Here is an 18,345-nt window from a genome sequence, read left to right as displayed (position 1 = left end):
AGTTGTCAGTTGTCAGTTGTCAACAGTCAACAGTTAACAGTTAACAGTCAACAATCAACAATCAACAATTCCCAATTCCCAATTATTGATGAATCCCTCTGACATTTGGCTGTTGTTGGCCCCACCTGTAGTGGGAGGAATTATTGGCTATTTCACTAACGATATAGCTATCAAAATGCTGTTCCGTCCCTATCGAGCTATTTACATCAAAGGGCGGAAGTTGCCTTTCACTCCAGGCTTGATCCCCCGCAACCAAGAGCGTTTAGCAAAGCGAATTTCCGACACAATTATGGGTTCGCTGCTGACGCCACAGGAACTGCAAAACTTAGCGCGCCGCCTCCTGCAAACCGAGCGGATGCAGTCGGTGATTCTCTGGTTGTTGCAGTTGGCGCTGGATCAGGTAAAAGCAGACGCAGAGCAAAAAACCGCTAAAATTCTCGCTAACATTTTGCGAGATTTGCTGGGGGAATCTGTGCCACGAATTCTCAAAGTTTTGGCACGCCGGGAAGATTTTTTAGAAGCTCAGCTAAATCAAATTTTTGATCAAGTTTTGCTGGAGATTCAGCTAACGGAAGCTCAGGCGGCTCAGCTTGCTGAGTGGTTGTTGCAGGTAGTAATACCACCGGAAGTGCTGCGGCAGGCTTTAATTGACTTTTTGACGGATCGCAATATTTCGATCATCGATGAAGGGTTTCGAGAAAAAACCAGCGGCACTTATTGGGTAGTAGCAAATTTGTTTGGTTTGCGGAACACTTTAACTCGGCTGCGGACTTTTTGTCTGGATGACAGAGAAGCCACAAATCAGCGCTTAGCAGAGTTAACTATTTCTTTGGGGATTCGCGGGCGAATTCAGGAATGGCTGCAAAATTTGTCGATGCAAAATTTACCGGTTTCGACTGTGAGACAGTTGCGAAAAACTATGCGCGACAGTGTTCGCAGCTATGTTCAACAGCGGGGTACAGATGTACTTGAGGGGTTGAGCAAATCTATTGACTGGGAAAATATTTCGCGGTTGATTCTCAATCGCTTGCAAACTTCAGCGGTGATGAGCGCTTCCCTGGAAATTGTCAGCAAAGAACTGGCTTTGGTTTTAGAGCGTTATTTAGAGCGGGATTTAGAAAATATTGTAGCTCAGGCTATCCCGATTTTGAATATTGACCAGGTGATTGTCGATCGAGTCAAAGGTACTTCTCCTGAAGAGTTGGAGTTAGCAATTCAGGGAATTGTCAAAAGTGAGTTGCAGGGAATTGTAAATTTAGGAGGCATTTTGGGCGTTTTTGTCGGCTGTTTGCAGACAGTTGTGCTTTTGCTTCAGCGGTGATTTATTTCGGCAGTTGTGAGATATTTGTTGTAGTCTAATATTCACTCAACTTGCGCCCAAAGTACCAAAAACCCGGTTTTTCCCTAGTATTTGCTACCTAAGCCAGAGGATTTTTGGTATAAACCGGATTTTTGTGACCCAATCCTAATTTACTTATTTTCTAAATCTATGCCAGCCCCAAATTCGGACGATCGCACAAACATCCCCAAAAACCCGCGCAACCTCAGCCGCCAACAATACGAGCGTTTAACCGCAGAAATGGCCACTCCCTACCGGCCTCTGCGACAGTTTGTTTACGTAGCTTGTGGCGCTTCGGGCTTTATCGGCGGCTTGGTTTTCCTCGCTAAAATTGCCTCTGGCCGGGAAATTGGTTCTGCTTTGCCTAATTTTGCCATCCAAGTCGCAGTTGTGGCCCTGATGGTGTTCCTGTTTCGCTGGGAGCAGCGCGCCGAGGGCCGATCCCCGAAGTCGAAGTAACAAAAATTTACAAATCGAGACAAATATCTATGTGACGTAAGGAAAAGTTAGAAATATAAAGAAATTATTATGAAATCCTGGTTTACCAGCGATCCCTGTAATGATAATGATGTGGGTTCAATTGGGGTCAGCAAATTTAAAGGCCCTAATCATAAACCGCTTGTAATTCGTTCAATTGGGGTCAGCTTTCATAAAGACCCTAAATATATAAAATAAATTTAAGCCCAGCGCCAGCCTTCACTGATAGAAGAGCTGGCGTTCGGCATTTTGATAGGCTCAGGAGCTGGGGAGATAGAATCAGTAGGGTGTCCACCGCGTACAGAGTCAAAATCCCGTACTAGGGCCCGGAACCGAGTTTTTTGCCTAGCATCCGATACAGGTAATACCAGTTCCCAAAAATCATGCAACTCTTGGCCGATGCTGGAAACCACGATCGTCCTCACTAATCCGCAAATCTACAATCTCAAAGAGGCCAGTAGCAGCGCCCGGAACCGAGTTTTTTGCCTAGCATCCGATATAGGGAATACCAGTTCCCAAAAATCATGCAACTCTTGGCCGAGGCGGGAAACCACGATCGTCCTCACTAATTCGCAATTCTAAAATCTAAAATCTAAAATGGTATAAGTGCTGGGGCGATCGAATAATTTGGCATTTGCCGAAGACCTGAGCCTGGGCAGTAACTAATGAGATGTGTCAAAGTCGAAGTAGAAAAAGATGTTAGGAGATTTGACTATGGGTCGATCATTTTTCAAAAAGCGGTGGACGTTATTTTTAGCAGCAGGCGCGGGAATTGTATTTTACAGTAATGCTGCGGCGGCTGCCGAAAAGGTAGTGCTCAAATACAGTGCGATCCGAATGACTTTACCCGTCAGCGAATTAGAATTTTTTGCAGAAACTGGGCAAATGTCGCCCGCGTTAGAAATGCTGCTGGGAAAAGCAAAAAAAGACCCGGAAGCGGTTCGCAACAGTCTGACGAGACCAGTGAAAGTCAGTCAAAGCTTTTTGGGTCGGACGCTTAACAGCAAGGTTGGCGAAATAATTCTCGATGAAGTGGGTCAGGTAATTCGCACTCCTTCTGGGAATGCAAATCGAGAAGCTTTGAGATCTGCCTTGGTGCTGTCTGCAACTAATGATAACGAGATTACCCTGCTGGAAGCGATGAAGAATTATCCTACTCCAGAAGTTTATGTGGAGGGCGATCGCTTAGTTGAAGCTTACGGCAAACTTGTAGCTTTGTCAGAACAATTGGGCGGCGTTTCAGAACGGCTGCAAGACATTTTGAACAAGATTCGTCTGCCTCGATTGTAGTGGATTTGGTCAAGGATGGTTGATTGCTTGGAGCGATCGCAGAATGTTGCTGAACCTGCATCAATTACAGGGGAGTTACATTTTTTTGTGCAAAATTTGCCTAATTTTTACACGAGTTAAAACAAAATCTAACTCCACCCAAGCTCCAAACCTCACGGGAATCTGTCATTCCTAATTCTAAAATTAAAAATCACAAATCAGATAACTTCGCTGTCAAATCTTTCTCTGGATAGATGTTCGACATCTTACAAAAAATTTATAGAGAAAGAAAACTTTTTCTAAAAAAATATTTAAAGTAAAAAATGCGGGTAAGAGCTTGTGTATCACCCATAAACTGAAATACGATCTACTGGACATTGCAGATTCTCTATCTTAAAATATATAAATTATGTCAGGGTCAGGCGCTTGCGAAAAAACGGCTTGTCATTAGTAAGCTTGTTATACAAAAGATGCCATTACACAAGGTATTAGCAAAAGATCTGGATAAAAAACGCTGATACTGCATTCATTAACACTTCCATTTGATCAAGTTTACTTACTGGGTAAGACTAGCAACATGAACAACAATCCTATTCGTTCAAAAGACCGTTTCTTGGTTTTCGGTGCTCCGGCGATCGAAGATGCTGAAATTCAAGAAGTGGTGGCAACCATGAAAACAGGTTGGTTGGGTACAGGCCCTAAAGTCAGGAAGTTTCAAGACGAATTCAATGCTTACAAGGGTTCCCAGTACGCGATTGCAGTCAATTCCTGTACGGCGGGACTGCACTTGAGCGTCCTCGCTGCTTGCTTGGAACCGGGGGATGAAGTCATTACTACTCCGATGACTTTTTGCGCTACAGTAAATGCCATCATCCACGCCGGGGCAACACCAGTATTGGCGGATGTAGATCCGGTGACAATGAATATTGACCCGGCTCAAGTCGAAGCTAAAATCACTTCAAAAACTAAAGCAATTTTGCCGGTTCACTTCGCAGGTCGTCCCTGCGATATGGATGCGCTTTGCGAGATTGCTCGCCGTCACAACTTGAAGTTAATTGAAGACTGTGCTCACGCGATCGAAACAGAGTACAAGGGACGGAAAGCAGGCACATTTGGCGACTTCGGATGCTTCAGCTTTTATGTCACCAAAAACATTACGACCGGGGAAGGAGGAATGATTCTGGCCGCCAGTCAAGAAGACGCCGACAGGCTCAACATTTTAGCGCTGCACGGTATGAGCAAAGATGCTTGGAAGCGCTTCAGCGACTCGGGTTACAAGCACTACCAAGTGGTGGAAGTCGGTTTTAAATACAATATGATGGATCTGCAAGCTGCGATCGGCATTCATCAATTGAAACGAGTCACGCCTTATTGGCAGCGTCGGGAGCAGGTTTGGCAGCGATACAACGAAGCATTTGCGGATTTGCCGATTACTTTGCCAGCCAACCCCGAACCGGATACAATTCATGCTTATCACCTGTACACCATTCTGGTAGATGAAGCCAAAACTGGAATCAGCCGCGACGAATTTCTCGACGCTATCAATGCTGAAAATATCGGTGTCGGCGTACATTATATGAGTATGCCGGAACATCCTGTCTATCAAAAAATGTTTGGATGGCATACCGAAGATTATCCGAATGCTGGCTACATTGGGCGGCATACAGTTAGCTTGCCGATTTCGGCCAAATTAACAGATGCAGATGTGGAAGATGTAATTGCTGCTGTTAAAAAATGTTTGGCGATCGGCAAAACTAAGAATCCAGCTTTTGCAACAGCAGGCTAAAATCCTGAAATAGTTTGCCATACAAACATCCTAGCTGTTTTTGAAGAAAAGCAGCTAGGATGTTTTTTAACTCCACAACGCCCTTTGGAAGGTAATGATCTAGCAACCTTTTCGGTTCCACCGGAGGTTTTTAATAGCCCAAACCATTGATTTTATTGCATTTACCTTCTGATTCCCCCCAAGGAGGGAGCAGGGGTGGCGAACTTCTTCCTTGTTCCTTCTGCTATACCAACTCCGGGTTTAATACCCGGTCGATGGATTTGAGATTTGAAATTTGAGATTTTAGATGCCACAAAAGCGGCCTGTACCATTTTCCGTTTGATCGGATGCCCAGATGAGTCAGACCTGATCCGCGGCCGCGATCCGGGAGCTTGTACTCTGGATATTTTCGGTCAGTGATTTTAGTACGTAATATCCACTAGGAGAGTAGGTGTAGCAGCAATTTCAATCGCCACGTTATCTAAAACGCTTGAAAAGCCCTATTTAATAGTAAGCCAAACATCTTGGAAAAATTTTCAGCGCATTCTGGATGCTGCTGTTTCATTCTTTACAGTAAAAATACATAATTTTTGGTTCAGGGCCTTGTCAGTGAATTTACTTAATGTTATGTTGTCACCATACAATCACTGTCAGAGGGCAGAATCTACTTTTCAATCAAACAAGACTGGTCTCTAAACCGAGCCTCATTTTTCTATCTCCGTGTTTAGAAACAACTAGAAAAACTTTAGTTAATTCAAGATGAATCCTATGTTAAAACTGAGTGCTTTATTCCCAATTCATTGCAATGACCGAGCCATCAGCCACGTATTTTTTTCAGTATGCAAAGAATGGCAAAAACCTGAGCTGAATGCTCGCATGGTTGTCCCGAGTTGCGATCGCTCCTGCCGCAACTCAAATATAGTTGAAGCAATTCCGTCATTTCTGACAAACTTTTATTACCGCAGCCCTAGTGCTCCCAAAATCAAGGCAGAGAAGCGTTTTCTCAAAGATATCAAAAATTTTGATGTTGCCTACTTGTGGCCCGCTATATCATTAGATACTGTAAAGAGCGTTAACAAGCAAAGTAAGCCGATTTTTTGGGAGCGAGTTAATACTTGTCAAAGTCAAGCTAAGAGTATCCTTGACGATGCTTACTCTCGCTTGGAATTGCAACCTCAACACGCAATTACCCCAGAAAAAATTAAGACCGAAGAGCAAAAACTCAAGCTAGTTGACTTTCTGTTTTGTCCCAGTCCGGCAGTAGTAAAATCATTTCAAGAAGCCGGAGTTCCTGAAGAAAAACTGCTGTTAACCACTGAAGGTTGGTCGCCGTCGCGTTTCCCCAATTATCAATCCCAAAAACCGGCCTCAGAGGAAGTTAACGTCCTTTTCCTAGGTTTTGCCTGCGTCCGCAAAGGGACTCACCTGCTCTTGCAGGCTTGGGAGCGAGCTGGGATTAAGGGAAAGCTGACAATTTTTGGCTCCCTCGAACCGGCGATTGCTCACACTTGCAGCCATTTGCTGAAACGTCCTGATGTAGTTCACTTTGATTATGCCTTGGACTACAGTTCTGCCTATCGCCAAGCTGACTTTTTTGCCTTTCCCAGTCTGGAGGAAGGTAGCGCACTCGTTATCTATGAAGCAATGGGTCATGGTTTGCCGATTCTGGCTTCACCGATGGGAGGAGGTGGTGTGGTGCGTGATGGCGTTGAGGGCATAATTCTTCCTCCTTACGATACTGACGCCTGGGTGGAGGCACTACGAAAACTATCTAATTCTCCTGATTTGCGGGCTAAGATGGGAGCCGCCGCCCGCCAGCGAGCTTTGGAGTTTACTTGGCCAAAAGTTGCGGCTAGGCGCGGAGAGCAGATTCGGCAAAAAATGCAGGCAAAATAAAAACTCAATAGGAGAGGACTGACGAAGAGTCCTTATTTGTTAAAATCTTTAAGAAACGACTCTTCGTCCTCACGACTTGCCCGATGAGGGTTATATGACAGGACTAGATAGAAGTCCTACTCAAGTTTAATTAGGTTGACCTAATTATTAACTTTGTCATGAGTTATAGGCTCCAGAAGCTAGTCGTTGTTCAAATAACCACTGTTTGCTTTCAGGAGAATCATCCAGCCAGCGATCGAGCAAGTCCGCCCATTTGACATGCAGACGCAACTCCTGCCAGGTTGAGTGAGAAGCGACAGAAAGATTGTGGTAAAGCGCTGAATCCGAAATAACTTTTTCGATACATTCTGCTAAAGCCAGAGAGTTCCCCGCCTCAAAAATCATCGAATTAATACCGTGTTTTAAGTGGGTTTTAAACATCGGGTGATCCGAAGCTACTATCGGTGTTCTAGTGCGTAAAGCGTGCTGAATTGTCAGGGGAAAACCTTCGGGATATTCGTGCCTGCTAGTAACTAACACGAGATCGGATTCTCTCATTAAAGGTTCTAAAGTGTGAGTTGGCACGATTCCCAGAAAATCTACACAATCTTTAATTTGCAGCTCTTCGACTCGCTGGGCAAAAAACTCCTCTTCACCTGTACCTGCCATTTTTAAGTGAACTGATATATTATTCCGTTTTCTTAACTTTGCTACGGCGCTCAATATATCGCCCACTCCCTTACTTTGTACTAACGAGCCAGCGTAAAAAAGTTGAATTTTTTTGATGTCCGCAGGGATGGTTTTCGGCGACAAAGAGCCGGGATTGGTCTCTAAGAGAAAGTCCCAGGGAATTATTTTATCAGCTTTTACTCCTATTTCTTTGAACAATAAAGATGAAGTAATGCCGTAAGTTCCAACCCATTCTATTTGCTCGTTATTTAACAATCGGGATAGGAAATAGTTGCGGTATTTATTGCGCCAAGTTTTTGTTGCAATAGATTCGGCAAATACAGCGATGGTTTTAATTTCCTTTTTAATGACCCACTTAAAAAGGTCGGGAAAAGTCGTCCGCAGGACTAAATGAGTCGGATTTTGCTGGGCAATTAACTCGATCAATTTTTGGGAATCAATTTTGTAATTAAATCCGCAACCGATCGCCCGCACGCCGTTTTCTAGAACCCGATCGTTAAATTCGGGTGTCATGCAGCAAATAACCGTTACTGACTCAGCTCGTTTTGCCATCTCGGTGACGGCATCAACAGAATATTTTTGAGCGTAGTATGTTTCGCTTCCACCTTTGGCTAAACGCTCAAAGGCTTCTGCGTAATCGCCGGCATACTGAACTATTACTAAGCGCATTTTCCTCTACTCTGGTTGTAGACTATTTAATAGGACTTACGGTGCAAAAAGTTTGTAAGTATGTTGATGGGGACGGTTTGATGTACCGCCACAACCGCACTATTAATTTTATTTTGCTTCAGCCTTATTATAAACAGTTCCGGCAACAGGCAGATCAATAGATAGCGGCCGCAGTCGCTTTGTATGGGGGCTTTCAGGCTAATTTTCTCGGAATTTTTCAAGTGTGTGTTGCCAGTAGAATGCGGGAATTAATCCCGACTAAGTAAGGAGAAATACTGTCCCCTGCAATTTGATCTCCGAAGTTGCGATCGACACTCACTCTCGACACTCACTATCGGCACTCACTTAGCATATTGGAGGGGATGCCAGCAGAATTGGGCTATAAAATTCACAAACCGTGACAATATTTGGTTTTAGGGTACTCAATAAGCCAAAGTTTCTAAAGTTTCCCGCAGATAGGAACGAACCTGCTGATCGATGGTGGCATTTTGCTGCTGACGCTCAAAATTGAGTTCTAGCTGCCAGCGTTGAAATCCTGAACTTGCACCGATCGCGGATTTGAGACTGCCCCAGATTTCAGAATCTCCGCACAGCTCGATCGGCTCGGCGGCTTGAGGTTCTTGTGCGATGGGTAGATAATTCGCCATATTGTTATACCTCTGTTTTAATCCCTTGTAAGGATTGAAAGCTGACCTTGACACTCTCTATTATAGATTCTTCTCTCCCAAGAGCCAACATAAAATATCCACAACCTGCGATTAAAAATTAAATATTAAGACTATTAATAATCTCTATCCGAAGAGGGGCCTTACCTATTTTTTGTACAGCATACATCTGTACAAATTAAAGTAGCTTAAACTACAATTGTCCCCCTCTTAATTTTTTATTTCACTTTTTTTCGATCGACTCTTCGGGTAGAGATGTAACGCCGTTGGTGTCAGCAGGTTTTGGGTTGACAATACTGCCGACTGACAAATTCCCTATGCTGGATGCTAGCCCAATTGACTCTGCGGGTGCAGCCACAGGGGCAGTTGTCTCGGCTGCCAAAGCCGGCAAAAGTCGATCGACTTGCCAAGGCGCGATCGTAAAATCCTGCCGAATTTTTTCTAAAACATGAGGCTTTGTCGCTGCAAATTCTGATTCCGGCGTCAGCAAAACCGCCATGACACTAGCAGACACCTGCAAAAACAGATTGCTAGCTAAAAAAGCAGCAACTGCCAACAACAATCCAGCCCACCGCCAGGAAGGAGGAAAGGGAGCCACCGAAGCCGCCAGGGGAGCCAATCGGTAAAGCTGCCACAAAATTATTGCCAGCAAAACAGCGACAAATAGAGCGAGTCCTTTATTTAACTTAGTTTTAAACCGAGTCAGAATCTGCTGCTGCAAAGAAGTTAAATTCTGCGGTTTCACCGCCACAACTAAAATACTAAAAATGTAAAAAGGGCGGAACCACTGCATCCACAGCACAGGAACAATACCGGCTACAGCCACTAAAAATATTTCTAACCAGACAGGGAGCAGGGGAGAACCCACTGCGAGTCCCAGCAAGCACAGTCCCAGGAAAATCGGCAGTGTAGCCGCCCCAGAAAGGTGAATCCACAAAAAAGGATCTGACCAAAAAGAACGCACTTTAAATAATTATGAGTTATGAATTAGGAGTTTTGAATCTTGGATTTTGAGATTTTGGGATGCACTCTTGACTCTGAAATCCGATGCCAGGAGTAAATATTTAGCTATCAAACCGAGGACTTACAAGCAGAAATCTGGTTTATTTCGGTAAGTCTTATTTGAGCGAGCGAATTTTAAATTTTAAGCAAGGGTAAAGACGATTAGGAAGTTCTTAATTCCTTCTTTATTCTTCTTTCGGTCAACTGTCAACTGTCAACTGTCAGATGAGTTTGGGAGTATTGAGTGAAGAGAAGAGTTGCGAGCGATCGGCAATTTGGTTGCGATCGCTCAAAAATTCTCTTCCCCCTCAACACTCACAACTCAAAACTATTGAGAGAGAGTCCGGCGCTTAGTAACCATCCGGTAGGCTTCAATAATATCGCCATCCGCCCAGTCGCTAAATCCGCTCAAGGAAATACCGCATTCAAAGCCAGCATTGACTTCCTTTGCATCTTCCTTCATCCGTTTTAGGGAGTCGAGGACACCTTCGTAAACGACATTGTTACCCCGGCGCACCCGCACCTTACAGTTACGGATGACTTTGCCAGAGAGTACCATACATCCAGCCACAGCCCCGCGACCGATCGCAAAGACAGCGCGCACTTCGACTTGACCCAAAGGTTCTTCCACCAATTCTGGTTCCAGCAGACCTTCCATCGCCCCTTGAATATCATCCAAGAGGTTGTAGATGATGCCGTATTCCCGCACGTCTACCCCCGCTTGGTCAGCGGCGAGGCGAGCGTCGGTGGCGAGAGTAGTATTGAACCCGATAATTACAGCATTACTGGCTGCAGCGAGGTCAATATCCGTTTCGGTAATTTCCCCAGGAGCAGATAGCAGCAGTCGGAGTTGAACTTCTTTTTGAGGAAGTTGAGTCAGAGCGCCGACAATTGCTTCGAGGGAGCCTTGGACATCTGCCTTCAAGATCAAGTTGAGTTCTTTGAGAACGCCTTCCTTAGCTTGTTGAGAGAAGCCACTGAGGCTGATCCGACCGCCTTGCAGCAAGCGGGAATCTCGTTGGGAGGTAGCTCTTCCAGAGGCGATCGCTGCCGCTTCTTTTTCGTTTGCGAAGACATCAAACTCGTCTCCGGCGCGAGGAACTTCCCGCAGCCCTAGCACTTCCACCGCGAAGGATGGAGTTGCGTGCTCTACGCGATCGCCCCGGTCATCGATCATGGCGCGCACCTTGCCCAGAGCCGAGCCTGCGACCACAATATCGCCCACTCGCAGAGTGCCGTTCTGCACCAGCAGAGTTGCCACAGGCCCCCTTGCCTTGTCGAGGTGAGCTTCAATCACAGTACCCTTAGCCGGTCGGTGCGGGTTGGCGTTGAGGTCTTCCATTTCCGCCACTGTCAGAATCATTTCCAACAGAGTATCCAGGTTTTCGCCGCGGATAGCGCTGACTGGAACCATCGTGATATCACCGCCCCAGTCATCTGCCACCAAGCCGTACTCAGTAAGCTCTTGCTTCACCCGTTCCGGCTGAGCACCCTCCTTGTCAACTTTATTGATAGCCACAACAATTGGCACTTTCGCCGCTTTCGCGTGGCTGATCGCTTCAATTGTCTGGGGTCGCACGCCGTCGTCCGCCGCCACCACCAAGATGGCGATGTCCGTAACCCGTGTTCCCCGAGCCCGCATCGCTGTAAAGGCTTCGTGACCGGGCGTATCCAAAAATACCACCTGCTGGCTCTTGCCTTCGTGTACCACATCTACGTGGTAAGCACCGATGTGCTGGGTAATGCCCCCAGCTTCTCCCTGAGCCACCTTGGTTTTGCGGATCGAGTCGAGCAAGGTAGTTTTACCGTGATCCACGTGACCCATAATCGTTACGACTGGCGGACGGCGTTCGAGGTATTCCAAATCCGCTGCGTCCAGCATCTCGATCACTTTGATAGCTGGCGCTACTTTTTCTGGGGTTTCCACCTCTACGCCCATTTCTTCGGCTACCATCCTCACCGCTGGAATGTCCAGGGTTTCGGTAATATTTACCGCAATTCCTTTAGAGAACAGCCGCTTAATAATTTCGGTTTCGGGAACTGCCAAAGTAATTGCTAGTTCCTGAACGGTCATCGGTCTGCTCAGCAGCAGCTTTTCTGGACGTTCTACCTTAGCTTCGGCTGTTTTGCCCCGGTTGCCCCGTCCCCCACTAGAACTAGAAGAACTTTTATCGTGAGAAGGGCCCGGTCTTTTATTTTTTCCACTGCTTCCGGGTGCGCCCGGAGTTGGTGTTGACTTGGGTGCTGCTTGTGACTTCGCTTTAGCTGGGCGGGCTAGGGACAGGCTGACCGTGACTGGTGCTGGCATATCCAAGCCGTTTTCTAAGTCGTCGTCATCCTCATCTATTGGTTTGAGGCGAGAACGTTTTGCCTTAACAGCCTTGGCAGCTTTGGCAGCATCTGAGTTTTCGTCATCATCTTCTTCCCAAATGACCGATGTCTTTTTGGCAGGACGAGGGAGAGAGGGCCTTTCGAGGAGAGTAATCCCCAGCAACGGCGTATTATCTTCTTCATTGTCATCAGTGTCATCCCCTGCGGCTCCGGTGTCACCGCCGCGGCTACGCAGCCCGGTAGCTGACGTTGCGGGGGCAAGGCTCCGGCGCGGGCCACCGGGCTGGGGTCGATCGGCAAGTTGAGTTTTGACTGGACCACCAGCGCCTTCCCGGCGCGGTCTTTGCGCGTCGCGAGATTCGGTAGGAGATCCCGGTGCAGGTCTGCTGGGGCGGCTCGGTTTAGCCGGCGCTTCCAGAGTTTCTGACTGTCCTGATTGCTCTTGCTCGGTTTTTGCAAGTTTGAGTACCGGCTTGTTCCCCAGATTTTGTGGGGTACGGCTAGCCGAATCGGACGCCCCTCTGACGGGCGGCGACGTGAGTTTTGCCGAGGGCGCGATCGGCGCGAGTGGCGGTTGCTGGGTGCGTTCTGGAGCCTTTTCCGACGGCGGTTGAGGTGCCGACGGTGCCTGAGCCTGAGCGATGGTTTCCGGGGCGATCGCACCTACATTTTCCGACACTTCTGACGGAGCCGCCGACACAGCGACATTTGGCTTCGACAGTACAGGTCGATTGATATTCGGTTTAGCGGGAGGCTGGAGTTGTTGAGCTGCAGGCGACTTGGGAGGAGTTGCCACGGTTGCCGCCGGCTGATTTTGGTTCTCCTCGTTGCCTGCAGGCTGGGAGTTTGCACCAGCCGATCGTACTTTTGGACTGCGTATTTCTAAAATTTGCTGCTTTTTTTGTTGGTCGTTAGGGTGAGGGCCAGATTCTCTAGATGGCGCTGCTGCTCTTTCGGGTGGAGCTGGCTTGCCGGGGGAAGAGTGGCTACTGGCTACGTATTTTTCCGCCGTTTTGCGAATGCGCTCTGCTTCGGATTCTGTAATTGTGCTGCTGTGGCTCTTGACTGAAATATTGAGCCGCTCGCAAACTGCCAAGATGTCTTTATTATCCAAATTTAGTTCCCGTGATAATTCGTAAATTCTTACTTTGCCGTTGTTCATCCACTCTGCCCTCTTTTGTGCCAACCAGTTTTTACATTGTGATTTTTTGTGCTAATGACGACATCATTCGGTGTGATTGATTCAGTGTCAGGAATCGGGGTTTTGGTACTCGCTCAGCAATTTTATCTAAAAGATGCAACTCGCTGAAGTCTGCGGTTGAAGAATTCTCAAGTCTGTTTGGGAACTTGGAACTCCGAAGTCTGAGTTTTGGCAAAACCCACTCTCTCAAGCTTCAAAGTTTGCCTTTCCACCTTGAGGATACCTCTGCTAGTACCCTACCCTTATCTAATCTGACACAAATCTTTCCAGACTGGTGGGCAGATCGGATTGGGGTTTTATAGCTGGCGCTACCGGTAATTACTGGTAGGGCTGCCAAGAGGGTTTATACAGTCGATGCCGAACTATTGTCGGTTTTTCGTCCGGCTAGGCCAGAGTAAGATGTACAGTCAGATGTGGCTAAACGCTGCCAAAGTGTTTGGTACAGTTCGTCAGACACAGACGCTTTGAGCGATCGCCCAAGTCGATTTTTTTTCTGAGCTGCTTTGAGGCATTCTGCTTCCCGACAAAGGTAAGCAGAACGGCCCATGCCACGATCTAATTGTACCTGATGAGAAGGATAGAGCCTGACTACTCGCCAAAAAGCTTCCTTAGGAGCTATTTTTCGACAACTTGCACAGCACCGGTAGTTCGGTTTCATTTCTTGTGAGAGGGGGAGTAGGGGACAAATCCTCCTTGTCTGGCGAAGATAGAAAATCTTATGACAAGGAGTCAGAAGACAGAATTCAGAATTCAAAATACGCCATGCCCCAAGTCAGGGGTAAGGGTCACGGAAAGAATTTTTTCGGCTCCACGATTAAAATCGGGGGCTTTAAAGCTCGATTCTCCATCCTGTCGCACAGAACCCATGCTGGATTCTGGCTCCTGAATTCTGAATTCTTCTTCGGTAAATGTCACAGTTTTTAGACTGCGGCTTCGGTTTCCTCCGTGGCGGCTGCCTCCTCTTCCTCAAATTCTGCGGTTTCCTCGTCGTAGTCGCCTTCTAGTTCTTCGTAGTCGCCTTCTAGTTCTTCGAGCCTAGTTGCTTCTGCTGCCAATTTGCTGTCTTCGGCGGCGCGATCGTACTTAGCAATATCTTTGATATCGATTTTCCAACCGGTTAGGCGGGCTGCGAGGCGGACATTCTGACCTTCTTTGCCAATGGCAAGACTCAGTTGGTCTTCAGCGACCAAAATGTGAGCTCTCCTGCCTTCTGGAGCAACTAAACGCACTTCATCTACTCTAGCGGGACTCAGAGCGTTAGCAATATAAGTTGCTGGGTCTGGAGACCAGCGGATCACGTCGATTTTTTCGCCGCGCAATTCGTTGACTACTACCTGAATCCGCGATCCCCGCGCTCCGATGCAGGCTCCTACAGGGTCTACGTCGCGATCGAGAGTATCAACTGCTATTTTAGTCCGGGGGCCGACGTGCCGGGATGGCGGATTTGCCTCCCTGGCTACGGCGACAATCCTCACCACCCCGTCTTCTATTTCTGGTACTTCGTTAGCAAACAGGTAAACCACCAAACCTGCGTCCGCTCTAGAAACAAGTAACTGCGGCCCTCTAGTAGAGCCTTCGCCTACTTTTTTGAGATAAACCTTGAATGTAGCGTTTGCCCGGTAATTGTCGTTGGGCAACTGTTCGCGCTTAGGGAGTTCGGCATCTACTTCTGGCTGACCGAAGCTGCTGGTAACTGCTAAAATTACCGACTGCCTCTCAAACCTGAGAACTCTTGCTTGAAGAACTGTTTCTTCTAAATCTTTAAACTCTTCTTGAATCATTTTGCGCTGTTGGTCGCGCAGTTTTTGAGCTAGAACTTGTTTGGTCTGGATCGCGGCCATGCGACCAAATTCTTTTTGATTTGGTGTTACGTCTACGAGCACAATGCTCCCAGGCTGAGCTTCCGTGGCTACTTCTTGCACTTCGGAAAGTGAGATTTCGTGATCGGGATTGATGACTTCTTCGACAATAGTTTTGTTGGCTAAAACGCGGAAACCTTCTTGTTCTGCGTCTAGTTCTACATCAAAGTTGTCGAAGTATTCTTCGCTGAAGTGATCGAGTTTTTGGGTACGGCGGTAGCGTTCGTATCCTTTGAGCAGGGCTTCTCGCAAGGCTGCTTGGACGGCGTGTTTGGGTAAATTGCGTTCTTTGCTAATACCTTCGACCATTTCTTTTAGTCCGGGCAGGGGAACCATTGACATATAAAACTCTCCTTTTTTGCTGTGGTAATAAGTAACTGGTAATCGGTAATTGGTACTTGGAAATTTTCCAGAAAAAGTGATGACAGAGGAGTGATGAGTTACTGGATAGGATTAGGGAAGCTAGGTGCAGTAACAATTTATTTGTTGTTCCTCTTCAACCCGCTGCTACAGATGTGATTGTTAAAAATTAACTCGCAGCCAAGCGTTTTCAGCTTGCTGCGAGGCAATCGAAAAACTCAAAACTCAAAACTCAAAACTCAAAATTTCCTTACATCTCCTTTCCTTCGTCTAGTTCAACTTTGACAATCTGAGGGCGGGGAATTTTAACCTGTCGCCCTTTTTGATTGAGATAAACCGCTGTTTCATCCCGGCCCAGGAGTAGTCCTTTCCACTCTTTGATTCGCGAGTCCGGTTCGGTGGTTTTGGCTGTCACGGGGAAACCTTTAAAGGTAATAAATTCTCGATCGCTGCTGAGCAATCGGGATATTCCGGGACTGGAAATCTCTAGCACGTAGGCATCGGGTATGATGTCGGCTGCCTCTAACTCAGCATCGAGGGCTGTGCTCATGCGCTCGCAGTCTGCTAAACCCGTGTCTTGTTGGAGGTTGCGGATGTCTACCCGCAAGACGGGAGGATTTTGGTTGGTGTGAAACACTGCTCCCACTACTTCCAATCCCAGTGTTTCCGCAACGGGGGTAGCTAAGTCAATGATTTGTGGGATTAGGGGATGAGTCATATCGAATACTTAAGTTAAAACTCCTAAACTCGGACACGGGCAAGGAAAAATTTGGTGTTGAGATTGCTTGGCTTTGAGGTGGTTTGATTAGGTGGCTGCGACTTTCGTCTTCAACTTTGGGACTTACCCAACATCCCAGCAGGGGATCTCAAGCGGGGGGGGTACCCCTACTAAATCAGTCCTCAACTTGCAAGTCAGACGCCCTGAGCTCTTTTCCTGCGACTAATGCAACAAAAAAAGTGGGCTTGACCCACTCCTAGGTAAAACAATTTCTTCCAAGAAGTTTGAGGACTTCTTCTGATCGAAGGGAGGCCTCAGTTCTCAGTTTAGCTCGATCGCCCGCCCGGTGACAAACCGATCGCCCTCGGCCGACTGTCCGAGGGCAGAGGGGGATAGCTGACAGGGGAAATGAGGAGGACTTGATCGCCGTTTTGGAGTGGGGCGAGGGCAAATTCCTGGTGGATACCGTGATCGGGTGCGATCGATCCTAGAACAGGGGGGGAGTGACACTCAGGCGTTTTAGGACTTGCGATGCGGAGTGGCACTCAGGCGTTTTAGGACTTGCGATATGGGAGTTTCTTTGGGAAATTCTAATTTTAGTTCGGACAAGCCCTCTGCTTCTTGATAGGTGGCGAAGAGTTTGACAGTGATGGTGATTGGTAGATTAGACATGGGCGATCGCCAAATTAACGCTATATTGACCAAACAGCCAAACTAAGATTCACCATAAAAAATCCCCATTACTAATGCTGAATAGGAAGCTCAATTACAAACTCTACCCCCCATTCGGGCGAGGAAATGCAGGTCAGCGTACCACCATGTTTTGCTTCTACAATCTCACGACTAATAGACAAGCCTAAACCTGTCCCTTTACCCACTGATTTTGTAGTAAACATCGGCGTAAATAAATGCTGCATTATCTCCGGCGTTATCCCCAGCCCATTGTCAGCAATCCGAATCACCACTCTGTCGCCCTGAAGCATTGCAGTGCAGATCCGAATCTGTGGATTGTCATTGCTCTGTTGCTTTTCCCCGCAGAGCGGACAACTGATCGTAGACTCTTCTAAAGCATCAATTGCATTCGCTAATACATTCATAAACACCTGATTGATTTGCCCAGGATAGCACTCGACCAGCGGTAATTCGCCGTACTCTTTAATAACCTTAATAGCGGGGCGAGTGCCTTTACCTTTCAATCGATGACCTAAAATCAACAGGGTACTATCTAGCCCATCGTGAATATTCACTGGCGTTAGTGCCGATGTATCCAACCGAGAGAAATTACGCAGTGACATAGAAAGATTGTAAAGTCGCTCTGTTCCGACCGCCATTGAATCAATAATTTTTGGCAAATCTTCAACAATAAAATCTAACTCAATCTCCTGGCACTTATCCTCAAATTCTGATGTCGAATTAACGTTGTGCTGGCAAAGCCGGGTCATCCCGATCAAATCGGTAATATATTCCTTGGCAATAGGGATATTATTGGAGATAAAACTAACTGGATTGTTGATTTCGTGAGCCACTCCAGCTACAAGTTGACCAAGGCAAGCCATCTTTTCACTTTGAACTATTTGTACTTGAGCTTTTTTAAGATTATCCAAAGCTTGAGAAAGTTCAGCCGTTCGTTCTTCCACCCGTTTTTCTAACTCCTGCGCGAGCTGATGTAACGCTGCTTCTGCTGCGAGCCTGTCTTCAATTTCCTGTTTGAGAAGCAGATTTTGGTCGGCGAGAGTTTTAGTCAAAGAACGCAGTGTTAAATGGAGGTTGACGCGAGCTAAAACCTCCTTTTGTTCAAAAGGCTTAGTAATGTAATCCACAGCCCCTAGATTAAAGCCTTTGACCTTATCTCCTATGTCAGACAGAGCCGTCATAAAAATTACCGAAATTTCGTTCGTCAACGGACTTGCCTTCAGGCGATGACAGGTTTCAAACCCGTCAATTCCTGGCATCATCACATCTAACAGAATCAAATCAGGTTGACTATATTCAGCCTGTTCGATGGCTGTTTCGCCATCAGTTGCTACCAATATCTCCCATCCCGAACCCGCTAAAGCTTCAGAAAGCACGTCCAGATTGCTAGGATTATCATCGACGATTAAGATGCTACTTGTTTCCATATTTG

General features: G+C 46.8%; 15 protein-coding genes. 5 read left to right on the top strand and 10 right to left on the bottom strand.

All coding sequences use genetic code 11. The features are described 5' to 3' along the window. Nucleotides 1-88 precede the first annotated feature (88 nt). The 5 genes from Q5691_RS05965 (at nt 89) to Q5691_RS05945 (ending at nt 6,746) form a co-directional block, all read left to right on the top strand. Nucleotides 89-1,321: a DUF445 family protein gene (locus Q5691_RS05965; RefSeq protein ID WP_333213010.1), complete on the top strand. Its 1,233-nt coding sequence runs from the start codon at nt 89-91 to the stop codon at nt 1,319-1,321. Between the two features lie 168 nt (nt 1,322-1,489). Then, nucleotides 1,490-1,798, top strand: coding sequence for a DUF3493 domain-containing protein (locus Q5691_RS05960; RefSeq protein WP_333213011.1), 309 nt, complete (start codon nt 1,490-1,492; stop codon nt 1,796-1,798). Between the two features lie 732 nt (nt 1,799-2,530). Next, entirely contained in the window at nt 2,531-3,106 is a 576-nt protein-coding gene (locus Q5691_RS05955) for an alpha/beta hydrolase (protein ID WP_333213012.1), read from the top strand. Nucleotides 3,107-3,662: 556 nt separating this feature from the next. After that, on the top strand, nt 3,663-4,871 hold the full coding sequence (locus Q5691_RS05950; protein WP_333213013.1) for a DegT/DnrJ/EryC1/StrS family aminotransferase: 1,209 nt from the start codon (nt 3,663-3,665) through the stop codon (nt 4,869-4,871). Nucleotides 4,872-5,618: 747 nt separating this feature from the next. After that, nucleotides 5,619-6,746, top strand: coding sequence for a glycosyltransferase family 4 protein (locus Q5691_RS05945; RefSeq protein ID WP_333213014.1), 1,128 nt, complete (start codon nt 5,619-5,621; stop codon nt 6,744-6,746). A gap of 156 nt (nt 6,747-6,902) precedes the next feature. On the opposite strand, the gene Q5691_RS05940 is transcribed toward Q5691_RS05945, so the two are convergent. The 10 genes from Q5691_RS05940 to Q5691_RS05895 all read right to left on the bottom strand — a co-directional run bounded on the left by Q5691_RS05940 (nt 6,903) and on the right by Q5691_RS05895 (nt 18,340). After that, a complete protein-coding gene (locus Q5691_RS05940; protein WP_333344157.1) occupies nt 6,903-8,084 on the bottom strand; it encodes a glycosyltransferase family 4 protein in 1,182 nt (393 codons plus the stop codon). A 422-nt stretch (nt 8,085-8,506) separates the two neighbouring features. Further along, nucleotides 8,507-8,731: a hypothetical protein gene (locus Q5691_RS05935; RefSeq protein ID WP_333213016.1), complete on the bottom strand. Its 225-nt coding sequence runs from the start codon at nt 8,729-8,731 to the stop codon at nt 8,507-8,509. A gap of 241 nt (nt 8,732-8,972) precedes the next feature. Then, nucleotides 8,973-9,713 (bottom strand): low-complexity tail membrane protein, encoded by a 741-nt coding sequence (locus Q5691_RS05930; RefSeq protein ID WP_333344156.1) that lies wholly within the window; start codon nt 9,711-9,713, stop codon nt 8,973-8,975. 366 nt (nt 9,714-10,079) lie between these two features. Beyond that, on the bottom strand, nt 10,080-13,244 hold the full coding sequence (gene infB, locus Q5691_RS05925) for a translation initiation factor IF-2 (protein WP_333344155.1): 3,165 nt from the start codon (nt 13,242-13,244) through the stop codon (nt 10,080-10,082). 382 nt (nt 13,245-13,626) lie between these two features. Further along, on the bottom strand, nt 13,627-13,941 hold the full coding sequence (locus Q5691_RS05920) for a YlxR family protein (protein ID WP_333152294.1): 315 nt from the start codon (nt 13,939-13,941) through the stop codon (nt 13,627-13,629). Nucleotides 13,942-14,203: 262 nt separating this feature from the next. Next, entirely contained in the window at nt 14,204-15,484 is a 1,281-nt protein-coding gene (gene nusA / locus Q5691_RS05915) for a transcription termination factor NusA (protein WP_333213019.1), read from the bottom strand. Nucleotides 15,485-15,752: 268 nt separating this feature from the next. Continuing rightward, nucleotides 15,753-16,220: a ribosome maturation factor RimP gene (gene rimP, locus Q5691_RS05910; protein ID WP_333040953.1), complete on the bottom strand. Its 468-nt coding sequence runs from the start codon at nt 16,218-16,220 to the stop codon at nt 15,753-15,755. 326 nt (nt 16,221-16,546) lie between these two features. Then, nucleotides 16,547-16,765: a hypothetical protein gene (locus Q5691_RS05905; RefSeq protein WP_333213020.1), complete on the bottom strand. Its 219-nt coding sequence runs from the start codon at nt 16,763-16,765 to the stop codon at nt 16,547-16,549. Next, on the bottom strand, nt 16,740-16,892 hold the full coding sequence (locus Q5691_RS05900; protein WP_333213021.1) for a thiamine S protein: 153 nt from the start codon (nt 16,890-16,892) through the stop codon (nt 16,740-16,742). Before Q5691_RS05900 ends, Q5691_RS05905 begins: the two co-directional genes overlap by 26 nt. Before the next feature lie 71 nt (nt 16,893-16,963). Beyond that, nucleotides 16,964-18,340, bottom strand: coding sequence for a response regulator (locus tag Q5691_RS05895; RefSeq protein ID WP_333344154.1), 1,377 nt, complete (start codon nt 18,338-18,340; stop codon nt 16,964-16,966). Nucleotides 18,341-18,345 lie beyond the last annotated feature (5 nt).

This window comes from Microcoleus sp. w1-18aA5, assembly GCF_036701705.1.
In the GTDB taxonomy this organism is placed as follows: Bacteria; Cyanobacteriota; Cyanobacteriia; order Cyanobacteriales; family Microcoleaceae; genus Microcoleus.
This window is presented reverse-complemented; position numbering and strand designations above follow the sequence as displayed.

Excerpts from the sequence above, each read along its gene's own strand:
- Q5691_RS05945 (WP_333213014.1), top strand. The coding sequence starts at position 5,619 with ATGTTAAAACTGAGTGCTTTATTCCCAATTCATTGCAATGACCGAGCC.
- rimP (WP_333040953.1), bottom strand. The coding sequence starts at position 16,220 with ATGACTCATCCCCTAATCCCACAAATCATTGACTTAGCTACCCCCGTT.
- Q5691_RS05960 (WP_333213011.1), top strand. The coding sequence starts at position 1,490 with ATGCCAGCCCCAAATTCGGACGATCGCACAAACATCCCCAAAAACCCG.
- Q5691_RS05935 (WP_333213016.1), bottom strand. The coding sequence starts at position 8,731 with ATGGCGAATTATCTACCCATCGCACAAGAACCTCAAGCCGCCGAGCCG.
- Q5691_RS05950 (WP_333213013.1), top strand. The coding sequence starts at position 3,663 with ATGAACAACAATCCTATTCGTTCAAAAGACCGTTTCTTGGTTTTCGGT.
- infB (WP_333344155.1), bottom strand. The coding sequence starts at position 13,244 with ATGAACAACGGCAAAGTAAGAATTTACGAATTATCACGGGAACTAAAT.
- Q5691_RS05965 (WP_333213010.1), top strand. The coding sequence starts at position 89 with ATGAATCCCTCTGACATTTGGCTGTTGTTGGCCCCACCTGTAGTGGGA.
- Q5691_RS05940 (WP_333344157.1), bottom strand. The coding sequence starts at position 8,084 with ATGCGCTTAGTAATAGTTCAGTATGCCGGCGATTACGCAGAAGCCTTT.
- Q5691_RS05900 (WP_333213021.1), bottom strand. The coding sequence starts at position 16,892 with ATGTCTAATCTACCAATCACCATCACTGTCAAACTCTTCGCCACCTAT.
- nusA (WP_333213019.1), bottom strand. The coding sequence starts at position 15,484 with ATGTCAATGGTTCCCCTGCCCGGACTAAAAGAAATGGTCGAAGGTATT.
- Q5691_RS05955 (WP_333213012.1), top strand. The coding sequence starts at position 2,531 with ATGGGTCGATCATTTTTCAAAAAGCGGTGGACGTTATTTTTAGCAGCA.
- Q5691_RS05895 (WP_333344154.1), bottom strand. The coding sequence starts at position 18,340 with ATGGAAACAAGTAGCATCTTAATCGTCGATGATAATCCTAGCAATCTG.
- Q5691_RS05920 (WP_333152294.1), bottom strand. The coding sequence starts at position 13,941 with ATGAAACCGAACTACCGGTGCTGTGCAAGTTGTCGAAAAATAGCTCCT.